Origin of the sequence: Zavarzinia aquatilis (assembly GCF_003173035.1) — a bacterium.
In the GTDB taxonomy this organism is placed as follows: Bacteria; Pseudomonadota; Alphaproteobacteria; order Zavarziniales; family Zavarziniaceae; genus Zavarzinia; species Zavarzinia aquatilis.
This window is the reverse complement of the sequence record NZ_QGLE01000001.1, coordinates 259,860-283,869: the sequence shown is the minus strand read 5'-3', so window position 1 is coordinate 283,869 and position 24,010 is coordinate 259,860. Positions and strand designations below refer to the sequence as shown.

Below are 24,010 nucleotides of genomic sequence, written 5' to 3'. Positions count from 1 at the left end.
CGGTGGAAGCGGCGATCTTGAAGCCGCCCCTTCCGCCCCCGATGTGTGAGGAAGATCAATGCGCGGTTAAGCTTTTTGCCGTCCAATGGTTGTCACGAATGTATCGGAGCTACGCTGATGGACATGAACGCTCTGCCCACGGGCTGGTATGAAGGCACCCACTGGTGGGTCGGCATGGAACATGTCGCCGCCCTCGCCATCATGGTCGTGCTGTCGGTGATGGCGCTGCGCGCGCTCGACCGCAGTGGCGTCTTCGCCCACGCCCGGCACCGCCGCCATCATCGTCACTAAGGTCAGGGGCAAGTCCCGGGGGCGTCAGCCCCTGGGCCGCACCGTGATCATGGTGCCGAGAAAGACGGCATAGTCCGTCCATTGCCCGTCGTCCTGCAGGGCTTGTGCGCGCGCCTCGACCGTGGTCAGGGTGCGCCCCGCCTTCAGGACCCTTGCGTCGGCGCGAAAATGCCGGCCGCGCCCCGGCGCCATCAGATTGACCTTGAATTCGACCGAGACGAGATCGTCCCCCTCGTCCAGCAGGGTCATCGCGGCGAAACCCGCCGCCGTATCGGCCAGCGTCGTCGTCACCCCGGCATGAAGCGCGCCCAGTTGCTGCGTCAGCTGCGGCTGGGGCGCCATCTCCATCACCACATGGCCCGGCTCGACCAGGGTCAGGCGAATGCCCAGCAGGGCCACGAAGGGCTGGCGGGCGAAGGCGGCCTCGAGACGCGAGGCCAACGGGGGATCCGGCGGGGGATCGGCAAGCAGGGCAACCATGGCGCAAGTCTAGCAGCCGGTTTTACCGCACCGCAACATCGGACGGCGGAAAACGCGCTTGCCATGACCGGCGCCCGCTTCTATTGACGGGCCATCCAGCATCACCAGTCAGGCACGAGCACCATGATCCCCCGCTATACCCGCGCAAAGATGGCCGATCTCTGGACCCCGGAGGCGCGCTTCCGCATCTGGTTCGAGATCGAGGCCCATGCCGCCGATGCCATGGTCGGCCTCGGCATCGTGCCGGCCGACGCGGCCAAGGCGATCTGGGAGCGCGGCGCCTTCGACGTCGAGCGGATCGACGAGATCGAGCGCGAGGTGAAGCACGACGTCATCGCCTTCCTGACCTCGGTTTCCGAGCATGTCGGGCCGGAAGCCCGCTTCATGCATCAGGGCATGACCTCGTCGGACGTGCTCGATACCTGTCTCGCGGTGCAGCTCGCCCGCGCCGCCGATATCCTGATCGAGGATGTCGACGCCCTGCTGACGGTGATCAGGCGCCGCGCCTTCGAGCATAAATACACTGTCTGCATCGGCCGCAGCCACGGCATCCATGCCGAGCCGACCACCTTCGGCCTGAAGATGGCGCAGGCCTTCGCCGAATTCGCCCGCGGCCGCGAGCGCCTCGTCGCCGCCCGCAAGGAAATCGCCACCTGCGCCATTTCGGGCGCGGTCGGCACCTTCGCCAATGTCGATCCCAGCGTCGAGGAATATGTCGCCGCCAAGATGGGCCTCGAGATCGAGCCGGTCTCGACCCAGGTCATCCCGCGCGACCGCCACGCCGCCTTCTTCGCCGCCCTCGCCGTCGTCGCCTCGTCGATCGAGCGCCTCGCGACCGAAGTCCGCCACCTGCAGCGCACCGAGGTGCTGGAGGCCGAGGAAGCCTTCACCAAGGGCCAGAAGGGCTCGTCGGCCATGCCGCACAAGCGCAACCCGGTCCTGTCGGAAAACCTGACCGGCCTCGCCCGTCTCGTCCGCTCGGCCGCGACGCCGGCCTTCGAGAATGTCGCCCTGTGGCACGAGCGGGATATCTCGCACTCCTCGGTCGAGCGCGGCATCGGCCCGGACGCCACCGTGCATCTCGACTTCGCGCTGGCCCGCCTGACCTCGATGATGGACGGGCTGGTGATCTATCCCGAGAACATGCAGCGCAACCTCGACCGCCTCGGCGGCGTCGTCCATTCCCAGCGCGTGCTGCTGGCCCTCACGCAGAAGGGCGTCTCGCGCGAGGACAGCTATCGCATCGTGCAGGAAAACGCCATGCGGGTGTGGCGCGGCGAAGGCGCCTTCCTCGACTTCCTGAAGGCCGACCCCAAGGTGACCTCGGCCCTGTCGGACGCGGAGCTGGAGAGCCTGTTCAACCTCGACTATCACACCAAGCATGTCGACACGATCTTCCGCCGCGTCTTCGGCGCGGCGTAAGACCGTGACCGCGACGGGCGATCAGGTCGCGATCGCCCGTCCCGCCTCCCACGCTTCCGCCCGGGCGAAGGCCGGGCGGTCGGTGATGCGGGCGTAGTAAGCCCGGGCTTCCGGCGTCAGCGCCTGATCGAGGCCGATCAGGCCGGCGAGCTTGATGGCATAGCCGACGGCGATATCCGCCATGGTAAAGCGCCCGGCGCAGGCATAGTCCGGCCCCATCAGCTTCAGCGCGCCGCGCAGGCGCGAGGCGAACCACTGGGCGTAGTCCGCCGCCGCCTGCGGCAGACGCCGTTCCTCGGGCTCGAGCGCGGTGTAGCGCAGCACGATGGTCTGCGGGAAGGTCAGCGTCGCATCCGACATGAAGAGGAAATTCAGGTAACGGCCGTAATCCGGCTCGTCGACGCCGACGGTAAGGTCGGTCGGGCCGTATTTCGTGCCGAGATACTGGCAGATTGCGCTCGATTCCGTCATCAGCACGGGACCGTCGGTAAAGGCCGGCACCGTGCCCAGCGGATTGATGTCGAGATAGCCCGGGCGGGAAAAGCGCGGCGGGAAATCCATCAGCTCGAACTCGAAGTCGAGCCCCATTTCCTCGAGCGCCCACAGCGGCCGGAAGGAACGCGCCCCGGCACAATGATACAATTTCACGTCTCTCTCCCCTGATGGCCGGTTTCCGGCTCGATCGAGACGTTGTTGTAGCGCGTCGGCCCCGGCCGGCTCAACCACTCGTGCCGGGGGTGGCGGTTTTCAGCGCACGCCGTCGGCCGGCCGCCACAGAAGATGGATCGCGAGACCGAGGGCGGAAACCCCAAGACCGAACAGCGCCACCATGACCCAGCCGCCCGAGGCGAAGGCGGCGCTGGCCACCGTGGAGGAAATCGCGCCCGAGGTGAACAGGCTGGTCATGAACACCGTGTTGATCCGGCTGCGCGCCGCCGGCTCCAGCGCGAAGATGCGGGCCTGATGGGCGACCATCGACAGCTGCACGCCGAAATCGAACAGCACCACCCCGACCACCAGCACGGCAATTCCCGGCAACGCGGCGAAGCCAAGGAAACTGACCGCGACGCAGGCAAGGCCGACGGTGATGACGAGCGACGGCCCCCGCCGGTCCGACAGGCGCCCGGCCAGCGGCGCGGCCAGAACGCCGATCACGGCGAGCGCGCCGAACAGGCCGGCGACATCGGCGCCGAGATGGAATTCCGGCCCTTCGAGATAGAGCGCGAGGGTCGACCAGAAGGCGGAGAAACAGGCGAACTGGCAGGCCTGGACCAGCGATGATTTCACCAGCAGCGGGTGCCGCCGCGCGACATCGGCGACCGAGGCCATCAGCGCGCCATAGCCAAGACCGCGGCCCGCCGGAGCGAGGCCACGCGGCAACACCCGCGCCGACATCAGCCCCAGGCCGAGGGTCAGGGCGACTGCAGCGACGTAGGTCGCGCGCCAGCCGAAATATTCGCCGACGAAGCCGGAAAAGGTCCGGGCGAGCAGGATGCCGCCCAATAGACCCGCCATGACAAGGCCAAGCACCCGGCCCCGGCTGCTGTCGTCGGCGAGGGCGGCGGCGAAGGGGATGATCTGTTGCGCGATGGTCGCGGCGATGCCGATGACGACGGAGGCAGCGATGACAATGGCGAAGCCGGGCGCCACCGCCATCACGGCCAGCGCGAGACCGAGCACGACCGACTGCAGCAGGATCAGGCGCCGACGGTCGAACATGTCGCCCAGCGGCACCAGGAACAGCAGGCCGAGGGCATAGCCGATCTGGGTCGCGGTCGGCACCAGGCCGATGGAGGCCGGGGAGACCCCGAGATCGGCCGCCATCAGCGCCAGCAGCGGCTGATTGTAATAGAGATTGGCCACGGCGATGCCGCAGCCGATGGCCATTGCGAGGAACAGCCCCTGGCCCGCCCGGGGCCGCGCGATCGTCTGGTCGGTCATGCCGCCATGATAACCGACCGGAACAGTCGGAATAGCGGCCGCCACTGCACGGCCCCTTGCGGCCGACGCATGTCATTGTCACTTTTACGCAACAGTGACGAAGCTGTGACGACGGACACGGATCAAAACCCGGGGAAGCTGCATTATCTCCCGTGACGATAACGTCAGCCAACCATCGAGCCCGATCATGAGCCCCCTCGCCGCCACCGTCATCGCCACTGCCGCCCCGACCGCCGCCGCCCCGGCCGCGCAGGTCGTCGCGCCCCAGCCGCAGCAGAAGAAGCGCGAGCTTCGCCTGGTGCAGGCGGTCTATTCGGGCGGTGCCGGCGGCGCCACCGGCGTCGTGATCTTCGCGGACGAATCCGTCCGCTGAGTTGCCGTCGGCGGTCGTTCAGCCGCCGAAGACGACGCGGGACATGATCCGGCCGGGCATGAAGGCAAACAGCCCGGCCGCGACCAGCGCCGCGAAATAGAGCGTGTAGACCATGCGCCGGTGCCGGCGCAGGTCGTGGCGACGCGCGGCCAGGATCAGGACCGGCAGGCCGGCCAGGGTGGCGATCGACAGAAGATGGATGGGGCTGAAATCCCCGACGATCTTCAGTTCGTGAATCCAGAACGAGCCGACGGCGACCGCCACCATCAGCAACGCCCAGAGCCAGCCCATGGCCCGATGCGGCACCGTGCCCTTCGGCCCGAGCAGGATGCCGAGGCCGACGCCGAGCGCCAGCAGGGCGGCCACGACGTGAAACTGGATGGCCCCGGATGCGGTCAGCAACGGCTCTAGCGACATGATTCCCCCCATCCCGATCGGATGGGACGATCATGCCCCATGCGAAGCCCCGTCGCCCTCGTCCAATCCGCCGAAGCGGGCGGATCAGCGCAGGGGCACTTTCCGTTCCATGAACACGCTGTTGGGATCGACGCCATAAGCGCCGAAGGGTCCGCGCTCGATGAAGCCGAGCGAGCGGTAGAGACTGAGCGCCTCGGCATTGTGGATGCCGGTTTCGAGCCGTACCGGGGTCAGGCCCTCGTCGTCGGCGCAGCTCAGCAGGAATTGCAGCAGGTGCCGGCCGAGGCCACGGCCCCGCGCCGCCGGCGCCAGATACATGCGCTTGATTTCGGCGAATCCGGCAGGATCGCGCGCCAGCGCGCCGCAGCCGACCGCCATGCCTTCCAGCCGGACGACGACAAAGGTAACCCGTTCCGACTTCATCGCCTCGATGTCGAGGAAATGATTGCTCTCGGCCGGGTAAAGCTCGCTGTGAAAGGCGTCGAGCGCCCGAATCAGCGGGATCACATCCGGCTGATCGGGCGCCTCGACCGAGATCTTGGCGTGGCCGCCGGTCATTCGATCTCGGCCAGGACCTTGTTGTTGAGCGATTCGATTTCCATGCGGATATGGCGATCGGTCAGCACCACGCCCTTGGCGATGAAGTCGGACAGAACCTTGCGGATCACGTCCTCGTCCCCGGCCTCGACAAAATCGGCGACCACGACTTCCTTGGCATAGGCATCCGCCGCCTCGCCCGAAAGACCGAGCTTTTCCGCCGCCCACAGGCCGAGCAGCTTGTTCCGGCGCGCGACGGCGCGGAAGCGCTTGTCTTCGTCGTGGGCGAACTTGGCCTCGAAGCCCTTCTCGCGGTCATTGAAGCTGGCCATCGTCTGTTCCTCGGCAAAACTTGTCGGTGTGTCCGGTTATTGCGGATATAAGTCGATCACACCCTTGCTTGGCAAGGCCTGTCGGCCCTCCGAAATGAGGATGATCGCCGCATTGTTTATGGCGGCAACGTCCTGTATGGTCCCGCTTCGCGCGGAGCCCTAGGGGCTTGACCGCGCCGGCTTCGTTTTTCGACTGGCCCGAGGCCCCCGGCCCCGCCAGAGGACTATATCACTCATGAGCCGCCGCAAGCAGATCTACGAGGGCAAGGCCAAGATCCTTTACGAAGGGCCCGAGCCTGGCACCCTGGTGCAGTATTTCAAGGACGATGCAACCGCCTTCAACAATCAGAAGAAGGGCACGGTCACGGGCAAGGGCGTGATCAACAACCGCATCTCCGAATATATCATGACCCTCCTCAACGAGATCGGTGTTCCGACGCATTTCATCCGCCGGCTGAACATGCGCGAACAGCTGATCAAGGAAGTGGAGATCATTCCGCTCGAGGTCGTCGTGCGCAATGTCGCCGCCGGCTCGCTGTCGACCCGTCTCGGCATTCCGGAAGGCACCCAGCTGCCGCGTTCGATCGTCGAGTTCTTCTACAAGGCCGACGAGCTGAACGACCCGATGGTGACCGAAGAGCATATCACCGCCTTCGGCTGGGCCTCGCCCCAGGACATCGACGACATTCTGGCGCTGGCGCTGCGCGTCAACGACTTCCTCGTCGGCCTGTTCCTGGGCGTCGGCATCCGTCTCGTCGACTTCAAGATGGAATTCGGCCGTCTGTGGCAGAACGACGAGATGCGCATCGTGCTCGCCGACGAGATCAGCCCGGACAATTGCCGCCTGTGGGACATCCGCACCAACGAGAAGCTGGACAAGGACCGCTTCCGTCGCGATCTCGGCGGCACCGCCGAAGCCTATCAGGAAGTCGCCCGTCGCCTCGGTATCCTGCCGGAAGGCGGCCCGCGCGACATGAAGGGCCCCGAGGTGATGCAGTAACCCCTGCATCCCACAATATTCGCGTCATTCCGGCGAAGGCCGGAATCTCGCCGGGACTGGCTTTTCAGCCGTATCGTCGAAAGACCCCGGCCCTCGCCGGGGTGACGCATCCAGATCGTTCGATGTGATCTTCGATAGGTGATCCCGTGAAAGCCCGCGTCCACGTCACCCTGAAACATGGCGTTCTCGACCCCCAAGGCAAGGCGATCGCCCATGCCCTCGGCTCCCTCGGTTTCGGCGGCGTCGAGGACGTCCGCCAGGGCAAGTTCCTCGAGTTGGAGCTGGCCGAGACCGATGCCGGCAAGGCCAGGGAACAGGTGAAGGCGATGTGCGAAAAGCTGCTCGCCAACACCGTGATCGAGAACTACACGATCGAGCTGGTGTGACCATGAAGGCGGCCGTCGTCGTCTTCCCCGGCTCCAATCGCGAACGGGATGTCGCCCTCGCCCTGAAAAGGGCGTCCTACACCACCCCGGCCTATGTCTGGCACGGTGACACCGAGCTGCCCGCGGGCACCGATCTCGTCGTCCTGCCCGGCGGCTTTTCCTATGGCGATTACCTGCGCTGCGGCGCCATGGCCTCGCTGTCCCCGATCATGCGGGCGGTGAAGGATCACGCGGCGCGCGGCGGCCATGTCATCGGCATCTGCAACGGCTTCCAGATCCTGGCCGAGACCGGCCTCGTGCCCGGCGTCCTGATGCGCAACGCCTCGCTGCGCTTCGTCTGCCGCGACGTTCATCTGAAGGTCGAGACGACGGACAGCGCCTTCACCGGCAGCTACCTGCCGGGCCAGGTGATCCGCGTGCCGGTCGCCCATGCCGAAGGCAATTACTTCGCCGACGACGAGACGCTGAAGCGCCTCGAGGGCGAAGGCCGCGTCGCCTTCCGCTATTGCACCGAGGCGGGCGAGATCGCGCCCGAAGCCTCGCCCAATGGCGCCATCCGCAACATCGCCGGCGTGCTGAACGAAAAGCGCAACGTGCTCGGCATGATGCCGCACCCGGAAAACATGACGGAGACGGTGGTCGGTGGAACCGACGGCGCCCTCCTGTTCGACAGTCTGGCCAAGGCGCTCGCGTAATGACCAAGATCACGCCCGAAATCGTCGCCGAGCATGGCCTCGCCCCCGACGAATACGAACACGTCCTCGCCATCATGGGCCGCGAGCCCAATCTGACCGAGCTTGGCATCTTCTCGGTCATGTGGTCGGAACATTGTTCCTACAAGTCCTCGCGCATCCATCTGAAGAAGCTGCCGACCAAGGGTCCGCAGGTGATCTGCGGCCCGGGCGAGAATGCCGGCGTCGTCGACATCGGCGATGGCCTCGCCGCCATCTTCAAGATGGAAAGCCACAACCACCCGTCCTATATCGAGCCCTATCAGGGCGCGGCGACCGGCGTTGGCGGCATCCTGCGCGATGTCTTCACCATGGGCGCGCGGCCGATCGCCATTCTCGACCCCTTGCGCTTCGGCTCGCCCGAGCATCCGAAGACGAAGCATCTCGTCTCCGGCGTCGTCGCCGGCATCGGCGGCTATGGCAATTGCATGGGCATTCCGAACGTCGGCGGCGAATGCACCTTCCACCCGGCCTATGACGGCAACATCCTCGTCAACGCCATGACGGTGGGCATCGCCCATACCGACAAGATCTTCTATTCGGCGGCGGCGGGCATCGGCAATCCGGTCGTTTACGTCGGCTCGAAGACCGGGCGCGACGGCATCCATGGCGCCACCATGGCCTCGGCCGAATTCGACGAGAAATCGGAAGAGAAGCGCCCGACCGTGCAGGTCGGCGATCCCTTCGTCGAGAAGCTGCTGCTCGAGGCCTGCCTCGAACTGATGGCGGGCGACGCCATCGTCGCGATCCAGGACATGGGCGCGGCCGGCCTCACCTCATCCTCGGTCGAGATGGCCTCGAAGGGCGGCGTCGGTCTCGAACTGGTGCTCGACGACGTGCCCCAGCGCGAAACCCACATGACGGCTTACGAGATGATGCTCTCGGAGTCGCAGGAGCGGATGCTGATGATCCTGAAGCCGGGTCGGGAAGACGCGGCGCGGGCCATCTTCGAGAAATGGGGCCTCGACTTCGCCGTGATCGGCAAGGTGACCGACACCGGCCATCTCGTGCTGAAGCACCGGGGCGAGGTGGTGGGCGACATACCGGTCGCGCCGCTGACCGACGAAGCCCCGCTCTATGACCGACCGTGGGTGCCGACGCCGAAGCCGGCGAAGGTTCTCGCCGCCGATGTACCGGCGGCGAACGATCTCGGCGCGGCGCTGGTCAAGATGCTGGGCACGCCCGACCTGTGTTCAAAACGCTGGATCGTCGAGCAATACGACCATCTGGTCGGCGGCGACACCATCGTCAGGCCGGGCGGCGACGCCGCGGTCGTCCGCGTGCGCGATCACGCCACCAAGGGCCTCGCCATCACCACCGACTGCACCCCGCGCTACTGCTTCGCCGACCCGGTCGAGGGCGGCAAGCAGGCGGTGGTCGAGACCTATCGCAACATCACCGCGACCGGCGGCCTGCCCCTCGCCATCACCGACTGCATGAATTTCGGCAACCCGCAGCGGCCGAACATCATGGGTCAGTTCGTCGGCGCCATCGAAGGCATGTCCGAGGCCTGCCTCGCCCTCGACTATCCGGTCGTTTCGGGCAATGTCTCGCTCTACAACGAGACCATGGGCACCGGCGTGCAGCCGACCCCGGCTATCGGCGGCATCGGCCTCCTCGAGGATTACACCCGCTCCGCCTCGATCCGCTTCAAGGCGGCGGGCGAGACCCTGCTGCTCGTCGGCGAGACCGAGGGCTGGCTGGGCGCCTCGATCTACCTGCGCGATCTCGCGGGCCGGGAAGATGGCGCGCCGCCGCCGGTCGACCTTGCCGCCGAAAAGCGCAACGGCGATTTCGTGCGCGGCTTGATCCGCCATGGCGAAGTCGTCACCTGCCACGATGTCGCCGATGGCGGCCTCCTTGTCGCCGTCGCCGAAATGGCGCTGGCCGGCGGCATCGGCGCCACGCTGGCGACGCCGGAAACCGACGCCCCCCTGCACGCCTTCTGGTTCGGCGAAGACCAGGGCCGCTATCTGATCTCGGTCGTCGTCGACCGGGTGGAAAGCATCGTCGATCAGGCGAAGGCGGCGGGCGTGTCGCTGCAGGTGATCGGCACCACCGGCGGCGATGTTATCTCGGTCGATGGCGGTCACAAGGCGACCCTCGCGGCGCTGCGCGACGCCCATGAAGGCTGGCTGCCCCGCTACATGGCCTCCTGACGAGGGTCTGGCATGTCCGGCGCGGGGGGATCGGACCCGGTCCCCCCGCGTTTTCTTTTCGAGAGCAACAGCAAGAAGGAGACGGGCGTGAAAATTCGTCTCGGATATGACATCAGCTATCACCTGCCCCATCCGACGCCGATGGTGCTGATGCTGAACATCCATGCCTCGCGCATGGGCGACCTGCTCGAGCCCGACGAGATCAAGACCGAGCCGCTGCTGCCCCTGCACTACTATTACGACGGTTTCGGCAACCGCTGCGCCCGGCTGATGGCGCCCAAGGGCAAGCTGCGCCTGACCTGCACCACCCTGATCGAGGACAGCGGCAAGCCCGAGGTCCAGCCCGTCGACGCGCCGCAGATCCCCGTGCAGGAACTGCCCGACGAGACCATGGTCTACCTCCAGGGCAGCCGCTATTGCGAGACCGACCGCATGTCGAACCTCGCCTGGTCGCTGTTCGGCAAGACGAAGGAAGGCTGGCCCCGCGTGCTCGCCATCCTCGAATTCGTGCAGAACCATCTGAAATTCGACTATCTGAAGACGAGGGCGACCAAATCCGCCATCGACGCCTACAACGAGAAGACCGGCGTCTGCCGCGATTTCCAGCATCTCGCCATCACCTTCTGCCGCTGCATGAATGTGCCGGCGCGCTATTGCACCGGCTATCTCGGCGATATCGGCGTGCCGGCGGAAGACACCCCGATGGATTTCAGCGCCTGGTTCGAGGTCTTCCTGGGCGGTCGCTGGCACGCCGTCGATGCCCGCCATGTGAAGCCGCGCATCGGCCGCATCCTGATGGGGCGCGGGCGCGACGCGGCCGACGTGCCGCTCAGCAGCAGCTTCGGCTTCCATACCCTCGCCGGTTTCAAGGTCGTGACCGAGGAAGTGATCGAGCGGCGCCCGGTTGAGCCGATCCGGGCGATGAGCTAGCGTCGGGCAGACGCGATTCAGGAGTGACGGCGATGGCGATGGAAGCGGGACAGATCAAGAGCCTGATCGAGGCGGCCTTTCCCGATGCCGTCGTCGTGATCGAGGACCTGCGCGGCGACGGCGACCACTACGCCGCCCAGGTCACCTCCACCGCCTTCAAGGGCAAGAGCCGGGTGCAGCAGCACCAGATGGTCTACAAGGCCCTGCGCGGCGCCATGGGCGGCGACCTCCACGCCCTCGCCCTCCAGACCCAGGCCCCGGCGGAGTAATCGGCGAACGCGCCTCATCCGGGCCGAGGTTCCGGCCTGCGCCGGAACGACAACTGAATTTATCTTCGCCTCGCTCCCTTAAATCGTCATCCCGGCGAAGGTCGGGATCTCGTGCAGAACCAAGCGCCCCCCTTAGGCCCGCGCCTTGGCGGCCTCGTAAAGTGGCATCGCGGCCGGGATCTGCTGTTGCAGGCGCTGGATGCGGTTGGCGTCCGAGGGGTGAGTGGAGGCGAATTCGAGGGGTTTGCCGTTGGCGCCCTTCTGGGCCGCCATGCGCTGCCACAGGCTGACCGCGGCGTGGGGGTCGTAACCGGCCTTGGCCATGGTGGTCAGGCCGCCGGCATCCGCCTCATATTCCTGATCGCGCGAGAAGGGCAGGATGACGCCATAGGAGACGCCGGCGCCGATCAGGCCGGCGATCTGGTCCGCGCCCTGCACACCGCCAAGGCCGAGGCCGACCTGGGCGAGCTGGACGCCGAGCTGGCCGGCCTTCTGGGTGCCGATGCGCTGGGCGGCGTGGCGGCGCTGGACATGGGTGACCTCGTGGCCGATCACGGCCGCCAGCTGATCGTCGCTGCCGATGATGTTGAGAAGGCCCTGATAGACCCCGACCTTGCCGCCCGGCAGGGCGAAGGCGTTGATCTGCGGATCGTCGAACAGGGCGAATTCCCAATTGTAAGCCCGGCCGAGACCGGAAGCGTCGACCACCCGGCGCGAGACCCGCGCCACCTGATCCCGCCCCTTGGCGCTGCCGGAAACCTTTTCCTTGGCCTTGAGCTCGGACCAGGCCTGGAGGCCCATGCGGTTCAGATCGGAATCATTCGGCTCGAAACTGCGGCCGACGGTGGTGCAGCCGGCCAGACCCGCCGATGCGGCGACGGCGAGGAAGCCGCGGCGCGACATCGAACAGCACAGACCAAAGCACATGACCATCGGCAATCCCCGCTTCTCCGCAGACATGAACCGGACCGGACTTCAGCGCCGGCACGGACTCATGCGTTTACCCCATGATTGCGCCATAATATTGGCTATGCTCGCGGATCGACAGATCGAAACAGCTTCGCCGCGAGTCGTCCCTTGAGCTTTTTCCGCACCCTTTCCGGTCTCGCCGGGTCCGCGCTTGTTCTTGCCGGTCTCGGCGTGGTGGCACCCGCTTTCGCCCAGGATTCGCTGCCCGCCCCGCTGCCCGCCCCGCTGCCCGCCCCGCTGGCCGCGCCCCAGCAGGCGGAAAGCTTCGCCCTCGGCGACTGGTCGCTCGACGTGTTCCGCCTGCCCGGCACCAGCGAGGCGCTCTGCGTCGCGACGCGGACCTATCCGAACGGCGACCGCCTCGGCCTCATCCTCGGCGAGAAGGGCCGCGGGTTGCTGTTCGGCCGGCCGGCGCTGCAGGTGAGGGAAGGCACCACCATGGATTTCGGCTTCTCGGTCGATGAGCGGCAGCCCTTGCGCCTTCCCGGGTCCGCCTATGATCCGACCTCAATCATGAGCGCCCCCCTGCCCTCGCCCGAGGGCGACAAACTCTTTGAAATCTTCGCCCGGGGCAAAAAGGTCATCATCGGCTCGAACCAGTTGAAGTTCCGGTCCGAGGCGCTGGATCTCGCCGGCTCCGATCAGGTGATCAAGGCGCTCGATCATTGCGCCGAGGCCAATGACATCAAGGTCGCCCGCCGCGAGGTGGCGCCCGCGACAGCGGCCGCCCCGGCCAAGCCGTCGGCCGGAGCCGCCGTTGCCGGCTCCACCTTCGACAATGCGCCGGGGGCGACACCGGTCCCGTCCCCCACGCCCACGCCCGCCCCGGCGCCAGCGGCCGCGGCAGAACCCGCGCCCGCGCCTGCCCCCGCGGCTGCGGAGCCGCCGACGGCGACCGCCGCCGCGATTCAGGACGCCATCTCGGCCGAGGCAAAGAAACGCAAGGCCGGCGTCGGCTATGCCGTCGCCCTGCCCAAGGATGTGACCGGCGACAAGAAGGACGACATCGTCCTGATCTTCGTCCTGCTCGAGGGCGAAACGCGGAAGGGTTATGCCACGGTCCTGAAATGGACCGGCAAGGACAAATACACCGCGCTGAACACCGTGCCCCTCGGCGGGGTGCCCACCAGCGACCCGCCGATCTTCACGACGAATGGCATGATGGTCGCACTCGAGGCCGGGCCGGATGGCAAGGCGCATGACGTCGACATCGTGATCACGGCGAAGAGCCTCACGGTGCAGAAGAAGTAGTCCGTCGGCGCCGGCCGGGCCCCTTGCCTTGTCGTCATCCCAGCGCAGGCTGGGATCTTGGACAGGCGAAGGTGCCTTTCTCGTCCAAAGACCCCGGCCTTCGCCGGGGCGACGAATGTTCCCCTTCTCGAGGCGCTAGTCGGCGCCGGCCGCGAGGTCGGCGCGGAGCGCCCGGGTGGTGTCGACGGCGCGGGTCAACAGATCCTCGATCCGGTGCATCCGTTCCTCGAGCCGGGCCATGGCCTGCTCGACCGCCTCCATGCGCTCGTCGAAGGGGGCGGCCGGGGCTTCCGGCTCCGCGCTGGTGCCGACGCCGGCCCGTTTGGCCAGCTCCGCCGCCGGCACCGCCAGCAGCGCGGCAAGGGTCGCGACCTCCAGCGGTTTCAACTCGCGCTGGTCCTTGAACAGGTCATCGACCGCTTCGTCGGGGATATGAAGGACGGCGCCGATTGACGCCCGGCCGAGGCCGAGCACCCGCAGGCGCTGATCGAACCAGGCTGCATCGAAGAACAGCGCCACCCTTTCCCCCCATTGGCAGGTTTCAGGCGACGGCCCCCGCCACCTTCAGCTTTGCCGCATCATCGGCGGAAATGCCCCAATCGGCCAGAACTTCGTCGGTATGCTGGCCGGGCAAGGGCGGCGCGGCCGGCGTGGCGGGCACGGTGCGGCTGAACCGGGGCGCCGGCGCCGGCTGGACATGACCGCCCTGCTCGAAGAACGTGCCGCGCGCGACGTTATGCGGATGGCGGGCCGCCTCGTCCATCGACAGCACGGGGGCAAAGCAGACGTCGGTGTTTTCCATGATCGCGCACCATTCATCGCGCGTCTTCGCCTTGAACACCTCGGCCAGTTTCTGCTTCATCTCGGGCCAGCGGCCGATATCCATCTGGTTGCCGAAGACCTCCACGTCGAGGTCGGCGAGGCGCAGCAACTCGGCGTAGAACTGCGGCTCGATCGAGCCGATGGAGACCCATTTGCCGTCCCTGGTCTCATAGGTCTCGTAGAAATGGGCGCCGGTATCGAGCAGGTTCACGCCCCGCTCGTCGCGCCACAGGCCCTGCGCCTTCATGCCGTACATCATGGTCGAGAGCAGGGCGGCGCCGTCGATCATGGTGGCGTCGACCACCTGGCCCTTGCCGCTGGTCCGCGCCTCGATCACCGCCGCGAGCAGGCCGAAGGCGAGGAACAGGGCACCGCCACCGAAATCGCCGACGAGGTTGACCGGCGGCACCGGCTTTTCACCCGCCCGGCCGATCATGTGCAGGGCGCCCGACATGGCGATGTAATTGATGTCATGGCCCGCCGCCTTGGCCATCGGCCCGGTCTGGCCGAAGCCGGTCATGCGGCCGTAGGCGATCTTCGGATTGCGCGCGAGGCAATCGTCGGGGCCGAGGCCGAGACGCTCCATCACGCCCGGACGGAAACCTTCGAGCAGGATGTCCGCCTTCTCGACCAGCTTCAGCACGGTCTCGACGCCTTCCGGCTTCTTCAGGTCAACGACGATGGACCGCTTGCCACGGTTCAGGTAATCGAACTTGGGGTTCACGACGCCGAATTTGGCCGAACGCTCGACCCGGATCACGTCGGCGCCCATATCGGCGAGCAGCATGGCGCAGAACGGCCCCGGCCCCAGCCCCGCGATCTCGACGACCTTCATGCCCTTCAACGGACCCATCACCTGCTCCCCGGATTGTCATCTTCCTTTGTTAGTACAGGTTTTTAACCGTGACGTGAACAAAGGTCACGAGCATTATGTCGCCCTTGTCGAGGATAGACCGATGACGCCGCGTAAGTCCGCCACCGAGATCGTCGAGACCATCGCCCACCTCTATGCCGAACGCGGCGCCATACCCTATGAGGGCGGCGAATCGGTCAGCCAGCTCGCCCATGGCCTGCAGGCCGCCGCCTGCGCCGAGCGGGCCCATGCCGCCCCCGGCCTCGTCGCCGCCGCCCTGCTGCACGATATCGGCCATCTGCTCGACCCCAAGGGCGAAGGCGCCGCGGTCGAGGGTTACGATGCCCGGCACGAGGATGGCGGCGCCGATCACCTGGCCCGCTTCTTCGGCGCCGAGGTCGCCGATCCGGTCCGCCTGCATGTCGCCGCCAAGCGTTACCTCTGCGCGGCCCGGCCCGGCTATTTCGAGCGGCTGTCGCCCGCCTCGGTGCGCAGCCTCGCCCTGCAGGGCGGGCCGATGTCGGCGGCGGAAGTCGCCGCCTTCGACGCCCTGCCCCATGGCCGCGACGCGCTCCGCCTCCGGGTCTGGGACGAGGAGGCGAAGATCGTCGGCCTCGAGGTGCCGAGCTTCGATCATTATCGCCCGCTGCTGGAAAGCCTTGTCTCATCCGATGGTGCCTGAACGCTTCAACATGGCCCGCTACTGCCTCGATGGGCATGACGCGGGCAAGACCGGCCTCATTCTCGCCGGTGCCCATGACGACGAGGTGTGGAGCTTCGGCGCGCTGCGCGACGCCGTCCTCCGGGTCGGCCGGGGCCTGCTCGACGCCGGCCTTCGCCCCGGCGACCGGCTGATGATCCGCATGGACAATGACGTCGCCTATGCCCTGACCTGGTTCGGGGCGATCGCCGCCGGCATTATCGCCCTGCCTTCCTCGTCGCAGCTGACGGGGGCCGAGGCTGAATTCCTGCTGACCGACTGCGGCGCAAGGGCGATCGCCGTCGGCGCCGGCCTGGGCGATATCGCGGTGCCGGATGGTGTTTCGGTCATTCCCGCCGCCGCCATCCGCGACTGGGCGGCGCATGGCGCGATGGGCGATTTCGCCGACACGGCGGCGGACGACCCCGCCTTCCTCGTCTATACCTCGGGCACCACAGGCAAGCCCAAGGGCGTGCTGCACGGCCAGCGCAGCGCCTTTGGCCGGCGGCCGATGTATCAGGGCTGGTACGGTATTTCGGGCGAGGACCGGGTGCTGCACGCCGGGGCCTTCAACTGGACCTATACGCTCGGCGTCGGCCTGACCGACCCCTGGGCCAATGGCGCCACCGCCTGTCTCTACAACGGGCCGCGCGACGCCATGGTCTGGCCGCGGCTGATCGAGCGGGTCCGGGCGACGATCTTCGCCACCGTGCCCGGCCTCTACCGCCAGATCCTCAAATACGGCGAGCCCGGCGCCCACGACCTGTCCAGCCTGCGCCACGGCCTGACCGCGGGCGAGAGCCTGCCGCCGGTCATCCTGCGCGAATGGCGGGAGACGGTGGGGACCGAGCTTTACGAAGCCCTCGGCATGTCGGAAATCTCGACCTATGTCAGCCAGTCGCCGCCCGGCCCCGCCCGGCCCGGCAGCCCGGGCAAGGCCCAGCCCGGCCGGCGCATCGCCATCCTCGATCCCGAGAGCGGGAAGGCGCTGCCCGCGGGCGAGATCGGCCTCCTCGCCGTCCATCGCAGCGACCCCGGCCTCATGCTCGGCTACTGGCGGCGCCCGGCGGAGGAAGCGGAAGTGCTGCGCGGCGAGTGGTTCGCCGGCGGCGATCTCGCCCATCTGGACGAGGACGGTTACCTCTGGTTCCACGGACGCAACAACGACCTGATGAACGCCGGGGGTTACCGCGTCTCCCCGCTCGAGGTCGAGGCGGCGCTGTCCGGCCATCCCGGCATCGCCGATGTCGCGGTCGCCGAGCGTCAGGTGTCGGAGACGACCTCGGTCATCTGCGCCTATGTCGTGCCACGCGATGGCGCCGCCATCGAGCGGGACGCCCTGCTGGCCCATGCCGCCGGAAAACTGGCCGCCTACAAGCGGCCGAAGGAGGTGATCGTGGTGGACAGCCTGCCGCGCACCGCCAACGGCAAGATCATGCGCCGGGCGCTGGCCCTGCTGTGAGCGCGCTCGCCCGCTATCCCTTCGCCGCGGCGACGGAGGGTCTTTCCGACGACTGGCGCGCCCTGCTGGAAGCCCCGGCGGCGCGGCTCGACCCCGCCTATCTCGCCGGGCTCGCGGCGCAGGACTGGCTGCCCGGCCCTGGCTATCTGCTGGCCGCGCTGCGCCATGTTGCGCTGACTTCCGTCAAGGCCGTGCTGATCGGGGAGTCGCCCTATCCCCGCAGGGAAGCGGCGATCGGCGAAGCCTTCAACGATGGTGCCGTGGGCAGTCTGTGGTCGCCCGCCGGCCTGTCCAAGCCCGTCAACCGCGCCACCTCCATGCGCAACATCATGAAGATGCTGCTGGTCGCCGAAGGGCTGATTTCGCCGGAGGCGAAGGCGGAAGACATTGCCGCCCTCGACCCCGCCGCCCTCGGCTTCGTGCCGACGATGGCGGCGCTGTTCGGGCGCATCCGGCAGGAGGGCATCCTCTGCATCAATGCGATCCCGGTCCTGACCGCGAACAAGGCGCGTGACGCCAAGGCCTGGGCAGGCTTCATGGACGGCTTCCTCGCCAACCTGCACCGGGCGCGGCCGGAGGCGAAGCTGCTGCTGTTCGGGAATTTCGCGATGAAGCTGGCGGAACTTCCGGGCGCGGCGGATTTTCCCGTGCTCTCGGCCGAGCATCCCTACAACATCGGCTTCATCAACGACCAGGGCGTGCAGGATTACTTCCGGCCGCTGCGCCTGCTCAGGGCCGACGGCGGAAGCGCAGGGCATTGATCGCGATACTGCCGACGATCAGCGCCGCGCCGACCAGCCCCGCCAGCGGCAGTCGCTCACCCACGGCGCGGCCGATCAATCCGGCCCAGACCGGCTCCATCGCATAGATCAGCGTCGCCCGGGTCGGCGACAGTCGGCGCTGCGCCCAATACATGGCGACATGGATCGCCACCGTGGCGACGCCAAGGCCCCCGGCACAGGCGAGCAGGAGTGGCGTGTGGTCCGGAATGCCTTCCCCCGCCACGCCCATGGCGCCGAAGGTCAGCACGGCGACGGTGACGAGCTGCACCGCCGAGACCCGGCGCGGGTCCATCCGCCGGGCATAGGCACCGATGGCGACAATCTCGAAGGCGATGATGAAGGTGCTGGCGATGGTCAGGATCTGGCCGCGCCCCGCCTCGACATCGAGGGCGTCCGGCCCCGCCAGCAGCGCCATGCCGACGAAAGCCATGGCGATGCCGACGAGGGCGACGTTACCCGGCCGCTCGCGCATGAACAGCCATTGCCCGATCGGCACCAGCGGCACATAGAGCGCGGTCAGGAACGCCGAGGTCGAGCTGGGGATCCATTGCAGCGCCACCGCCTGCATCCCGTTGGCGACCGCGACCGCGACCCCTGTCGCGAGGCCGACGAACAGCTCCAGCCGGGTGACGCCCAGCAGATGGCGGCCCGAGACGGCGACGAGACAGACGGTCGCCACGACATAGCGCAGGGTCTGGAAATAGAGCGGACCGGAATCGGTCAGCGCCGTCTGGATGATCAGGAAGGTGGCGCCCCAGACCGCGGTGATGCCAAGGAGGACGAGCGCGGGGACGAGTTCCCCCATCGGCGCCGCTGCCGCCCGCATCTCCCCCTGCCCGACCGTCATGACTTGCCCCTGCCCCGGATGCGCAATAAACTGCACAATGGCTTTGAGCAATATAATGCACATATCGGAACGTCAAGCGCCGGTCCTCGGCCATCTCGCCGCCAATCTGAAGCGCCTGCGGCAACACGCGGGCCTCAGTCAGGACGCGCTCGCGAAAGCGTCCGGGGTCAGCCGGCGGATGCTGGTGGCGATGGAGTCCGGGGACAGCAACGTCAGCCTGTCCACCCTCGACCGGATCGCCGCCGCCCTCGGCGTAATGCTGCCCGATCTGATCGTCGACCGGGAGGCGGCGGCGCATAGCCCCGTCCTCGCCTGGCAGGGCGCATCCGGCGCCAGTCAGGCCCATCTGCTGCAATCCGCCCCGGCGAGCCGGCTCGCCGAGCTGTGGCAATGGCGCCTCGCGCCCGGGGAGCGTTATCGGTCCGAGGCCGCCCCGGGCGACTGGTGGGAAATGGTCTTCGTCCTTGACGGCAGGCTGACCATCGCCCTGCCCGGCGGGACGGTCGTCCTCGCCGCCGGGCAATCCCATGCTTACCGCGCGGACGGCGCCTTCGACTTCGTGAACGAAGGCGATACGCCGCTGCGCTTCCTGCGCAACGTCGTGATCTGACCGATCACATCAGCAGCTGCGCGTCGTCGACATTGACGATGGCGCCGGTCATGAACTCGGACCGGGGATCGAGCATCAGCGAGATGATACCGTCCAGGTCCTCGACCTTGCCGATGCGGCCGCGCGGGAAGCGGGCCATGAACTTCTGCCCGGGTTCCGAGCGGAAGAAATCGGCGTTGATCTCGGTCTCGATGTAACCGGGACAGATCGCGTTCACATTGATGCCGTGACGCGCCCATTCGATGGCCATGGCCTTGGTCATCTGCACCACCGCCGCCTTCGAGATGCAATAGACCGAGAGTTTGGGCAGCACGCGCATCCCGGCGATCGAGGCGATGTTGACGATGCGGCCCTTTTCTTTCCGCTCGATGAAGCGCCGGCCCGCCGCCTGGGCGAGGAAATAGACAGCCTTCACATTGGTGTTCATGATCCAGTCGTAATTCTCGACCGTTTCCTTCTCGATGCCGCTGCCGCCGCCGACGCCCGAATTGTTGACGAGGGCATAGAGCGGACCGAGCGCCGCTTCCGCCGACTGCAGGGCGGGTTCAACCGCCGCAAGATCGGTGACGTCAAGGGGCACGGCATGGGCCTTGATGCCTTCCGCCGCCAGTTCCGCAACGAGGCTGGTCAACCGCTCCACCCGCCGGCCCGAGACCGAGACGGAAGCGCCCATCCGGCCGAGCACGAGGGCGAAGCGCCGGCCAAAGCCCGACGTCGCGCCGGTGATGAAGACGTGACGGCCGGCGAGCGGCAGGGTGGCGGTATCGGTCATGGCTCTCTCCCATTTTTGCGTCTTGCCCGTTCGTTCAGCACGGGCAACCATGCCGCCCAACAACATAAATACAAAAAGGAGAGCAAGCGTTCATGAGTACCCAGGAAATGGCCGCGATCCGGGCCGCCCTCGCCGCCGCTGGCCGGGAAGACCTCACCATCGCGGAAACCCGCGCGCTTTACGAGACGATCGCGCCACCGGTCGATCCCGATGATCGCACCGCCGTCGAGCTGCTGGACATCGCCGGCTGCCGCGCCGAATTCGCGACGCCCGAAGGCGCGGCGGGCGATGCCGCCCTCCTTTACCTTCACGGCGGCGGTTATTGCCTCGGCTCGCTGAACACCCATCGGCGCCTGGCCTGGAGCATCGCCAAGGCGGCCGGCATCACCTCCCTCGCCATCGACTACCGGCTGGCGCCGGAAGCGCCCTTCCCCGCCGCCGTCGACGATGCCCTCGCCGCCTATCGCCATCTGCTCGACCGGGGCATGGCGCCATCCCGCATCGCCGTCGCGGGCGATTCGGCCGGCGGCGGCCTCAGCCTTGCCCTGATGCTGGCGGCGCGGGATGCGGGCCTGCCCCTGCCGGGCGCGGCCTTCCTGATCTCGCCCTGGGCCGATCTGACGAACAGCCTGCCCACCATCGCCTCCAAGGCGGCGGAAGACCCGATGATCAGCAAGGCGCGGCTGGACGGTTTCGCCGGCGCCTATCTTGGCGGCGCGGACGCGCTGCAGCCCCTCGCGTCGCCGCTCAACGGCGATTTCGCCGGTCTGCCCCCCGTGCTGATCCATGTCGGCACCGCCGAATGCCTGCTGGACGATTCGGTGACGGTCGCCGGCCGGCTGGGCGCGGCCGGGGTCGACACCCGGCTCGAAATCTGGCCGGATATGATCCACGTCTGGCATTTCTTCGCCCCCATGCTGGGCGAGGGACGCGACGCCATCGCCGCTGCCGGCACCTGGATCGGGGAGAAGCTGCGTAAATGACGACGGAACCCGTTACCATCGAGATCGTCTCGGACATGGTCTGTCCCTGGTGCTGGATCGGCAAGCGCCGGCTGGACAGCGCCCTCGAACAGCTGCCCGACATCGCGGTGGAGCGGGTCTGGCGGCCCTATATGCTGAACCCGGACATGCCCGCCGAGGGCATGGACCGGGATGCCTATCTCGCCGCCAAATTCGGTGCCGAACGCCTGCCCCGCCTGCACGAGCCGCTGGCGGAGATCGGCCGGCAGGAAGGCATTCCCTTCGACTTCCACGCCATCGCCAGGATGCCCTCCAGCCTCGACGCCCATCGCCTCGCGCGCTGGGCGCGCAGCGCCGGGGTCCAGCCCGCGGTGATCGAAGATCTGTTCAGCCGCTATTTCGAGAAGGGGGAGGATATTTCCGACCCCGTCGTCCTGCTCGATGTCGCGGAACAGGCGGGCATGGATGCCGCCATCGTCGCCGAACTGCTGGCCGGCGATCAGGACAGCGACCTCGTCCGGCGCGAGGATGACCTCGCCCGCCGCATCGGCGTGACCGGCGTGCCAACCTATGTCATCAACCAGAAATGGGCCGTGGTCGGCGCCCAGCCAGCGGAAAGCTGGCTGGAAATCCTGCGCCGTGTCGCCGCCGGCGAGGACTTGTCGGCGGGCTGACGTCGGCTTTCCTCACATCCTCGTCGCTCCGGCGCCCCGTCACCAGGAAGGCACCCTTGCCGGCACAAGATCCCGGCCGGCGCCGGGATGACGGCAAGAGGTCAGCCGATGTCTTCCGATTCGATCACGCGGACACCGGGCGCGGCCGCGCGGGCGGCGGCGATCAGCGTCCGCGCGATCTGCTCGGGCGTGACCGCGCGATAGCGCGCGGGGATCAGGGGCGCGAACAGGCGAAAGGCCTTCGTTCCCCATTCTTCCAGCCCTCGAGGCGGATCGCGCCTTGCGTCGATCATCGACGGCCGCACGATGGTCAGCGACGGATAGCCGAGAGCGCGGAGGGCTGCCTCCATCTCGCCCTTCGTCCGCAGATAGAACGAGGGCGAGCGGCTGGCGGCACCGACCGACGAAACCACGGCGAGCGATGCCGAGCCCGCCCGCCGCGCGGCGGCGGCCGTCGCGATCACCAGATCGAGGTCGACGCGGCGGAAGGCGTCACGGCTGCCCGCGATCTTCTGCGTGGTGCCGAGAGCGGAAACCACTGCGTCCGCCTGCCAGATGTCGCCCTCGCCGGGCAGAGCGGCGAAATCGGTCAGCGGATTGGTCAGTTTCGGCGCCGGGGTCAGCGGCCGGCGGGTCGGCGCGATCACCGCCGTCACCGCGTCGTCGGCCAGAAGTTGCCGCAACACCGCGCGCCCGACGGCCCCCGTCGCGCCGAGGAGCAGGAATTTCATGGATCGCCCGTTGAAGATCAAAGAAAGGCCCGCCGAGATTGCCGGCTCGGCGGGCCAGTATTGAGTGGATGATGTCCTAGTCGAAACGGCAGGCTGGCGGTGCTGGCCCGGACCATCGGGCGCTGCTTGAGGGTGCCGGCCTACGCCCCTAAATTAGGCGGGAAACCCGATTTTCCGCAAGCCGGGTCGCCCCGAAACGGTGCTTTCGGTATGCAATATCAACACCATATCCGGCACAGTTGAAACGTAACGGTTCACGCTTCCGGGATCAGCGCGACCAGCCGCGCGAGCCGTCGCATCCGCCGGTCCTCGATCCCGAAGGACTCGAGCGCCTGCAGCGCCTGCAACAGATAATCGCGGCTGCTGCCGAGGTGGCCCGCGGCGGAGCCGAGCACCGTGACCGTCTCCGACTCAGGGAGGCGGCCGGTGTAGCGGGGGTTATCGCGATTGATGACGAAGGTCAGCGCACGGTGCGGGCCATCCGCGGTCTCGACCGTGACCCAGCGCGGCCGATAGGCGCCGGACAGCATTTCCCGCCGCCAGACGAGGCGCAATTCTTCCTCCGCCTCGGCCCTTCCGATGCGGAATGACAGCCCCCGGCAGGAGCCGCCGGATTCGAGGCCGAGGACAAGGCCCGGACATTCGGGCGTGCCCCGGCCGATCGGCGTCCACAGGCAGAACTGGCGATGCCATCCGCGCACCAGCCCGACCTGATGGCCGAGATGGCGGATCGCCGGATTCCACATCAGCGAGCCATAGCCGAACAGCCAGATATCACCATCGGGCGCTGCCGACAGTGCCGCCTGCAGCGACGCTTCCCGCTCTTCGGGGGTGAGGAATTGCATGTAGCCGGGCGGCAGCATCTGCTGGATGAAGGCATCGAAGCCTTCCGCCGCCAGCACGTCCCGGCTCAGGCTCAAGGCCGGGGCCTCAGCCCTGATTGGCCAGCTTCGCCTCGAGGGCGGCGAGACGTTCGGACAGGACCTCGTTCTCGGCGCGGGCCTTGGCGGCCATGGTCTTCACCGCCTCGAATTCCTCGCGCGGCACGAGCTTCATGTCGGCGACGAAGCGTTCCACCAGCTGGCGGACGACACCGTCCGCTTCCTGACGAACGCCCTGAAGCGCACCAACGGCACCCGTGGCGAGACGGGCGAGATCATCGAGAAAGCGATTTTCGGTCTGCATGGTCCTCGCACTTTGCCCCGGTCGCGGCGCCGATGCAACGGCGGCGACGGCCCGCGATGCCGCACGCTTGACATGGGGAAGGGCGCGGTCGACAAACCGCCTCGCCCCTCCCTGCGGAGCCT

General features: G+C 67.4%; 30 protein-coding genes. 16 read left to right on the top strand and 14 right to left on the bottom strand.

The window, feature by feature from the left end; genetic code table 11:
• Nucleotides 1-117: 117 nt before the first annotated feature.
• Nucleotides 118-291, top strand: coding sequence for a hypothetical protein (locus tag DKG74_RS21605; RefSeq protein ID WP_165837474.1), 174 nt, complete (start codon nucleotides 118-120; stop codon nucleotides 289-291).
• A 24-nt stretch (nucleotides 292-315) separates the two neighbouring features.
• Here the strand turns inward: DKG74_RS21605 and DKG74_RS01415 are convergent, their stop codons facing one another.
• Nucleotides 316-732 (bottom strand): PaaI family thioesterase, encoded by a 417-nt coding sequence (locus DKG74_RS01415; RefSeq protein WP_165837473.1) that lies wholly within the window; start codon nucleotides 730-732, stop codon nucleotides 316-318.
• Nucleotides 733-894: 162 nt separating this feature from the next.
• Here DKG74_RS01415 and purB point away from each other — a divergent pair, with 162 nt between their 5' ends.
• Complete coding sequence (purB, locus tag DKG74_RS01410) at nucleotides 895-2,193, top strand: adenylosuccinate lyase (protein WP_109901840.1); 1,299 nt, start codon at nucleotides 895-897, stop codon at nucleotides 2,191-2,193.
• A gap of 21 nt (nucleotides 2,194-2,214) precedes the next feature.
• On the opposite strand, the gene DKG74_RS01405 is transcribed toward purB, so the two are convergent.
• Both DKG74_RS01405 and DKG74_RS01400 read right to left on the bottom strand, forming a co-directional pair.
• Nucleotides 2,215-2,841: a glutathione S-transferase family protein gene (locus tag DKG74_RS01405; RefSeq protein WP_109901838.1), complete on the bottom strand. Its 627-nt coding sequence runs from the start codon at nucleotides 2,839-2,841 to the stop codon at nucleotides 2,215-2,217.
• A 99-nt stretch (nucleotides 2,842-2,940) separates the two neighbouring features.
• The gene (locus DKG74_RS01400; RefSeq protein WP_109901836.1) at nucleotides 2,941-4,134 is read right to left on the bottom strand and encodes an MFS transporter; all 1,194 of its coding nucleotides are present in this window, start codon (nucleotides 4,132-4,134) and stop codon (nucleotides 2,941-2,943) included.
• 187 nt (nucleotides 4,135-4,321) lie between these two features.
• Between DKG74_RS01400 and DKG74_RS01395 the strand changes: the two genes are divergently transcribed.
• A complete protein-coding gene (locus DKG74_RS01395) occupies nucleotides 4,322-4,507 on the top strand; it encodes a hypothetical protein (RefSeq protein WP_109901834.1) in 186 nt (61 codons plus the stop codon).
• A gap of 18 nt (nucleotides 4,508-4,525) precedes the next feature.
• On the opposite strand, the gene DKG74_RS01390 is transcribed toward DKG74_RS01395, so the two are convergent.
• From DKG74_RS01390 to DKG74_RS01380, 3 genes are all read right to left on the bottom strand, one after another.
• The gene (locus DKG74_RS01390) at nucleotides 4,526-4,924 is read right to left on the bottom strand and encodes a DUF2306 domain-containing protein (RefSeq protein ID WP_109901832.1); all 399 of its coding nucleotides are present in this window, start codon (nucleotides 4,922-4,924) and stop codon (nucleotides 4,526-4,528) included.
• Between the two features lie 84 nt (nucleotides 4,925-5,008).
• On the bottom strand, nucleotides 5,009-5,482 hold the full coding sequence (locus DKG74_RS01385; RefSeq protein WP_109901830.1) for a GNAT family N-acetyltransferase: 474 nt from the start codon (nucleotides 5,480-5,482) through the stop codon (nucleotides 5,009-5,011).
• Nucleotides 5,479-5,793, bottom strand: coding sequence for a DUF1476 domain-containing protein (locus tag DKG74_RS01380; RefSeq protein ID WP_109901828.1), 315 nt, complete (start codon nucleotides 5,791-5,793; stop codon nucleotides 5,479-5,481). Before DKG74_RS01380 ends, DKG74_RS01385 begins: the two co-directional genes overlap by 4 nt.
• A 235-nt stretch (nucleotides 5,794-6,028) precedes the next feature.
• Here DKG74_RS01380 and purC point away from each other — a divergent pair, with 235 nt between their 5' ends.
• From purC to DKG74_RS01350, 6 genes are all read left to right on the top strand, one after another.
• On the top strand, nucleotides 6,029-6,793 hold the full coding sequence (gene purC, locus DKG74_RS01375) for a phosphoribosylaminoimidazolesuccinocarboxamide synthase (protein ID WP_109901826.1): 765 nt from the start codon (nucleotides 6,029-6,031) through the stop codon (nucleotides 6,791-6,793).
• A 146-nt stretch (nucleotides 6,794-6,939) separates the two neighbouring features.
• On the top strand, nucleotides 6,940-7,179 hold the full coding sequence (purS, locus tag DKG74_RS01370) for a phosphoribosylformylglycinamidine synthase subunit PurS (RefSeq protein ID WP_109901824.1): 240 nt from the start codon (nucleotides 6,940-6,942) through the stop codon (nucleotides 7,177-7,179).
• A gap of 2 nt (nucleotides 7,180-7,181) precedes the next feature.
• Nucleotides 7,182-7,874, top strand: a complete 693-nt coding sequence (gene purQ / locus DKG74_RS01365; protein ID WP_109901822.1) for a phosphoribosylformylglycinamidine synthase subunit PurQ — start codon at nucleotides 7,182-7,184, stop codon at nucleotides 7,872-7,874.
• Nucleotides 7,874-10,069 (top strand): phosphoribosylformylglycinamidine synthase subunit PurL, encoded by a 2,196-nt coding sequence (purL, locus tag DKG74_RS01360; protein WP_109901820.1) that lies wholly within the window; start codon nucleotides 7,874-7,876, stop codon nucleotides 10,067-10,069. Before purQ ends, purL begins: the two co-directional genes overlap by 1 nt.
• 87 nt (nucleotides 10,070-10,156) lie before the next feature.
• Complete coding sequence (locus DKG74_RS01355; RefSeq protein ID WP_109902615.1) at nucleotides 10,157-10,999, top strand: transglutaminase-like domain-containing protein; 843 nt, start codon at nucleotides 10,157-10,159, stop codon at nucleotides 10,997-10,999.
• 32 nt (nucleotides 11,000-11,031) lie between these two features.
• Complete coding sequence (locus DKG74_RS01350) at nucleotides 11,032-11,268, top strand: BolA family protein (protein ID WP_109901818.1); 237 nt, start codon at nucleotides 11,032-11,034, stop codon at nucleotides 11,266-11,268.
• Nucleotides 11,269-11,400: 132 nt separating this feature from the next.
• On the opposite strand, the gene DKG74_RS01345 is transcribed toward DKG74_RS01350, so the two are convergent.
• On the bottom strand, nucleotides 11,401-12,201 hold the full coding sequence (locus tag DKG74_RS01345) for a M48 family metallopeptidase (protein WP_165837472.1): 801 nt from the start codon (nucleotides 12,199-12,201) through the stop codon (nucleotides 11,401-11,403).
• A gap of 144 nt (nucleotides 12,202-12,345) precedes the next feature.
• Here DKG74_RS01345 and DKG74_RS01340 point away from each other — a divergent pair, with 144 nt between their 5' ends.
• Complete coding sequence (locus DKG74_RS01340) at nucleotides 12,346-13,488, top strand: hypothetical protein (RefSeq protein WP_109901814.1); 1,143 nt, start codon at nucleotides 12,346-12,348, stop codon at nucleotides 13,486-13,488.
• A gap of 135 nt (nucleotides 13,489-13,623) precedes the next feature.
• On the opposite strand, the gene DKG74_RS01335 is transcribed toward DKG74_RS01340, so the two are convergent.
• Complete coding sequence (locus DKG74_RS01335) at nucleotides 13,624-14,007, bottom strand: hypothetical protein (protein ID WP_207779193.1); 384 nt, start codon at nucleotides 14,005-14,007, stop codon at nucleotides 13,624-13,626.
• A 22-nt stretch (nucleotides 14,008-14,029) separates the two neighbouring features.
• The gene (locus DKG74_RS01330; protein WP_109901812.1) at nucleotides 14,030-15,163 is read right to left on the bottom strand and encodes a CaiB/BaiF CoA transferase family protein; all 1,134 of its coding nucleotides are present in this window, start codon (nucleotides 15,161-15,163) and stop codon (nucleotides 14,030-14,032) included.
• Between the two features lie 103 nt (nucleotides 15,164-15,266).
• On the opposite strand from DKG74_RS01330, the gene DKG74_RS01325 reads away from it, so the two are divergent.
• The 3 genes from DKG74_RS01325 to DKG74_RS01315 are packed head-to-tail and all read left to right on the top strand — an operon-like array spanning nucleotide 15,267 to nucleotide 18,086.
• The gene (locus tag DKG74_RS01325; RefSeq protein WP_109901810.1) at nucleotides 15,267-15,845 is read left to right on the top strand and encodes a phosphonate degradation HD-domain oxygenase; all 579 of its coding nucleotides are present in this window, start codon (nucleotides 15,267-15,269) and stop codon (nucleotides 15,843-15,845) included.
• 10 nt (nucleotides 15,846-15,855) lie between these two features.
• The gene (locus DKG74_RS01320) at nucleotides 15,856-17,325 is read left to right on the top strand and encodes an acetate--CoA ligase (protein ID WP_207779192.1); all 1,470 of its coding nucleotides are present in this window, start codon (nucleotides 15,856-15,858) and stop codon (nucleotides 17,323-17,325) included.
• On the top strand, nucleotides 17,322-18,086 hold the full coding sequence (locus DKG74_RS01315) for a uracil-DNA glycosylase family protein (RefSeq protein ID WP_109901806.1): 765 nt from the start codon (nucleotides 17,322-17,324) through the stop codon (nucleotides 18,084-18,086). The genes DKG74_RS01320 and DKG74_RS01315 overlap by 4 nt, the downstream gene beginning before the upstream one ends.
• Here DKG74_RS01315 and DKG74_RS01310 read toward each other — a convergent pair.
• Nucleotides 18,055-18,954, bottom strand: coding sequence for a DMT family transporter (locus tag DKG74_RS01310; protein WP_207779191.1), 900 nt, complete (start codon nucleotides 18,952-18,954; stop codon nucleotides 18,055-18,057). The genes DKG74_RS01315 and DKG74_RS01310 overlap by 32 nt on opposite strands.
• A gap of 55 nt (nucleotides 18,955-19,009) precedes the next feature.
• On the opposite strand from DKG74_RS01310, the gene DKG74_RS01305 reads away from it, so the two are divergent.
• The gene (locus DKG74_RS01305; RefSeq protein WP_207779190.1) at nucleotides 19,010-19,564 is read left to right on the top strand and encodes a helix-turn-helix domain-containing protein; all 555 of its coding nucleotides are present in this window, start codon (nucleotides 19,010-19,012) and stop codon (nucleotides 19,562-19,564) included.
• A gap of 4 nt (nucleotides 19,565-19,568) precedes the next feature.
• Here the strand turns inward: DKG74_RS01305 and DKG74_RS01300 are convergent, their stop codons facing one another.
• The gene (locus DKG74_RS01300; RefSeq protein ID WP_109901802.1) at nucleotides 19,569-20,336 is read right to left on the bottom strand and encodes an SDR family NAD(P)-dependent oxidoreductase; all 768 of its coding nucleotides are present in this window, start codon (nucleotides 20,334-20,336) and stop codon (nucleotides 19,569-19,571) included.
• Between the two features lie 92 nt (nucleotides 20,337-20,428).
• On the opposite strand from DKG74_RS01300, the gene DKG74_RS01295 reads away from it, so the two are divergent.
• Nucleotides 20,429-21,319, top strand: a complete 891-nt coding sequence (locus tag DKG74_RS01295) for an alpha/beta hydrolase (RefSeq protein ID WP_109901800.1) — start codon at nucleotides 20,429-20,431, stop codon at nucleotides 21,317-21,319.
• A complete protein-coding gene (locus DKG74_RS01290) occupies nucleotides 21,316-21,972 on the top strand; it encodes a DsbA family oxidoreductase (RefSeq protein ID WP_109901798.1) in 657 nt (218 codons plus the stop codon). The genes DKG74_RS01295 and DKG74_RS01290 overlap by 4 nt, the downstream gene beginning before the upstream one ends.
• Nucleotides 21,973-22,073: 101 nt before the next feature.
• Here DKG74_RS01290 and DKG74_RS01285 read toward each other — a convergent pair whose 3' ends face one another.
• The 3 genes from DKG74_RS01285 to DKG74_RS01275 all read right to left on the bottom strand — a co-directional run bounded on the left by DKG74_RS01285 (nucleotide 22,074) and on the right by DKG74_RS01275 (nucleotide 23,888).
• The gene (locus DKG74_RS01285) at nucleotides 22,074-22,703 is read right to left on the bottom strand and encodes an NAD(P)H-binding protein (protein ID WP_109901796.1); all 630 of its coding nucleotides are present in this window, start codon (nucleotides 22,701-22,703) and stop codon (nucleotides 22,074-22,076) included.
• Between the two features lie 254 nt (nucleotides 22,704-22,957).
• Nucleotides 22,958-23,623, bottom strand: coding sequence for a gamma-glutamylcyclotransferase (locus tag DKG74_RS01280; RefSeq protein ID WP_207779189.1), 666 nt, complete (start codon nucleotides 23,621-23,623; stop codon nucleotides 22,958-22,960).
• A 10-nt stretch (nucleotides 23,624-23,633) separates the two neighbouring features.
• Nucleotides 23,634-23,888, bottom strand: coding sequence for an accessory factor UbiK family protein (locus DKG74_RS01275; RefSeq protein WP_109901794.1), 255 nt, complete (start codon nucleotides 23,886-23,888; stop codon nucleotides 23,634-23,636).
• Nucleotides 23,889-24,010 lie beyond the last annotated feature (122 nt).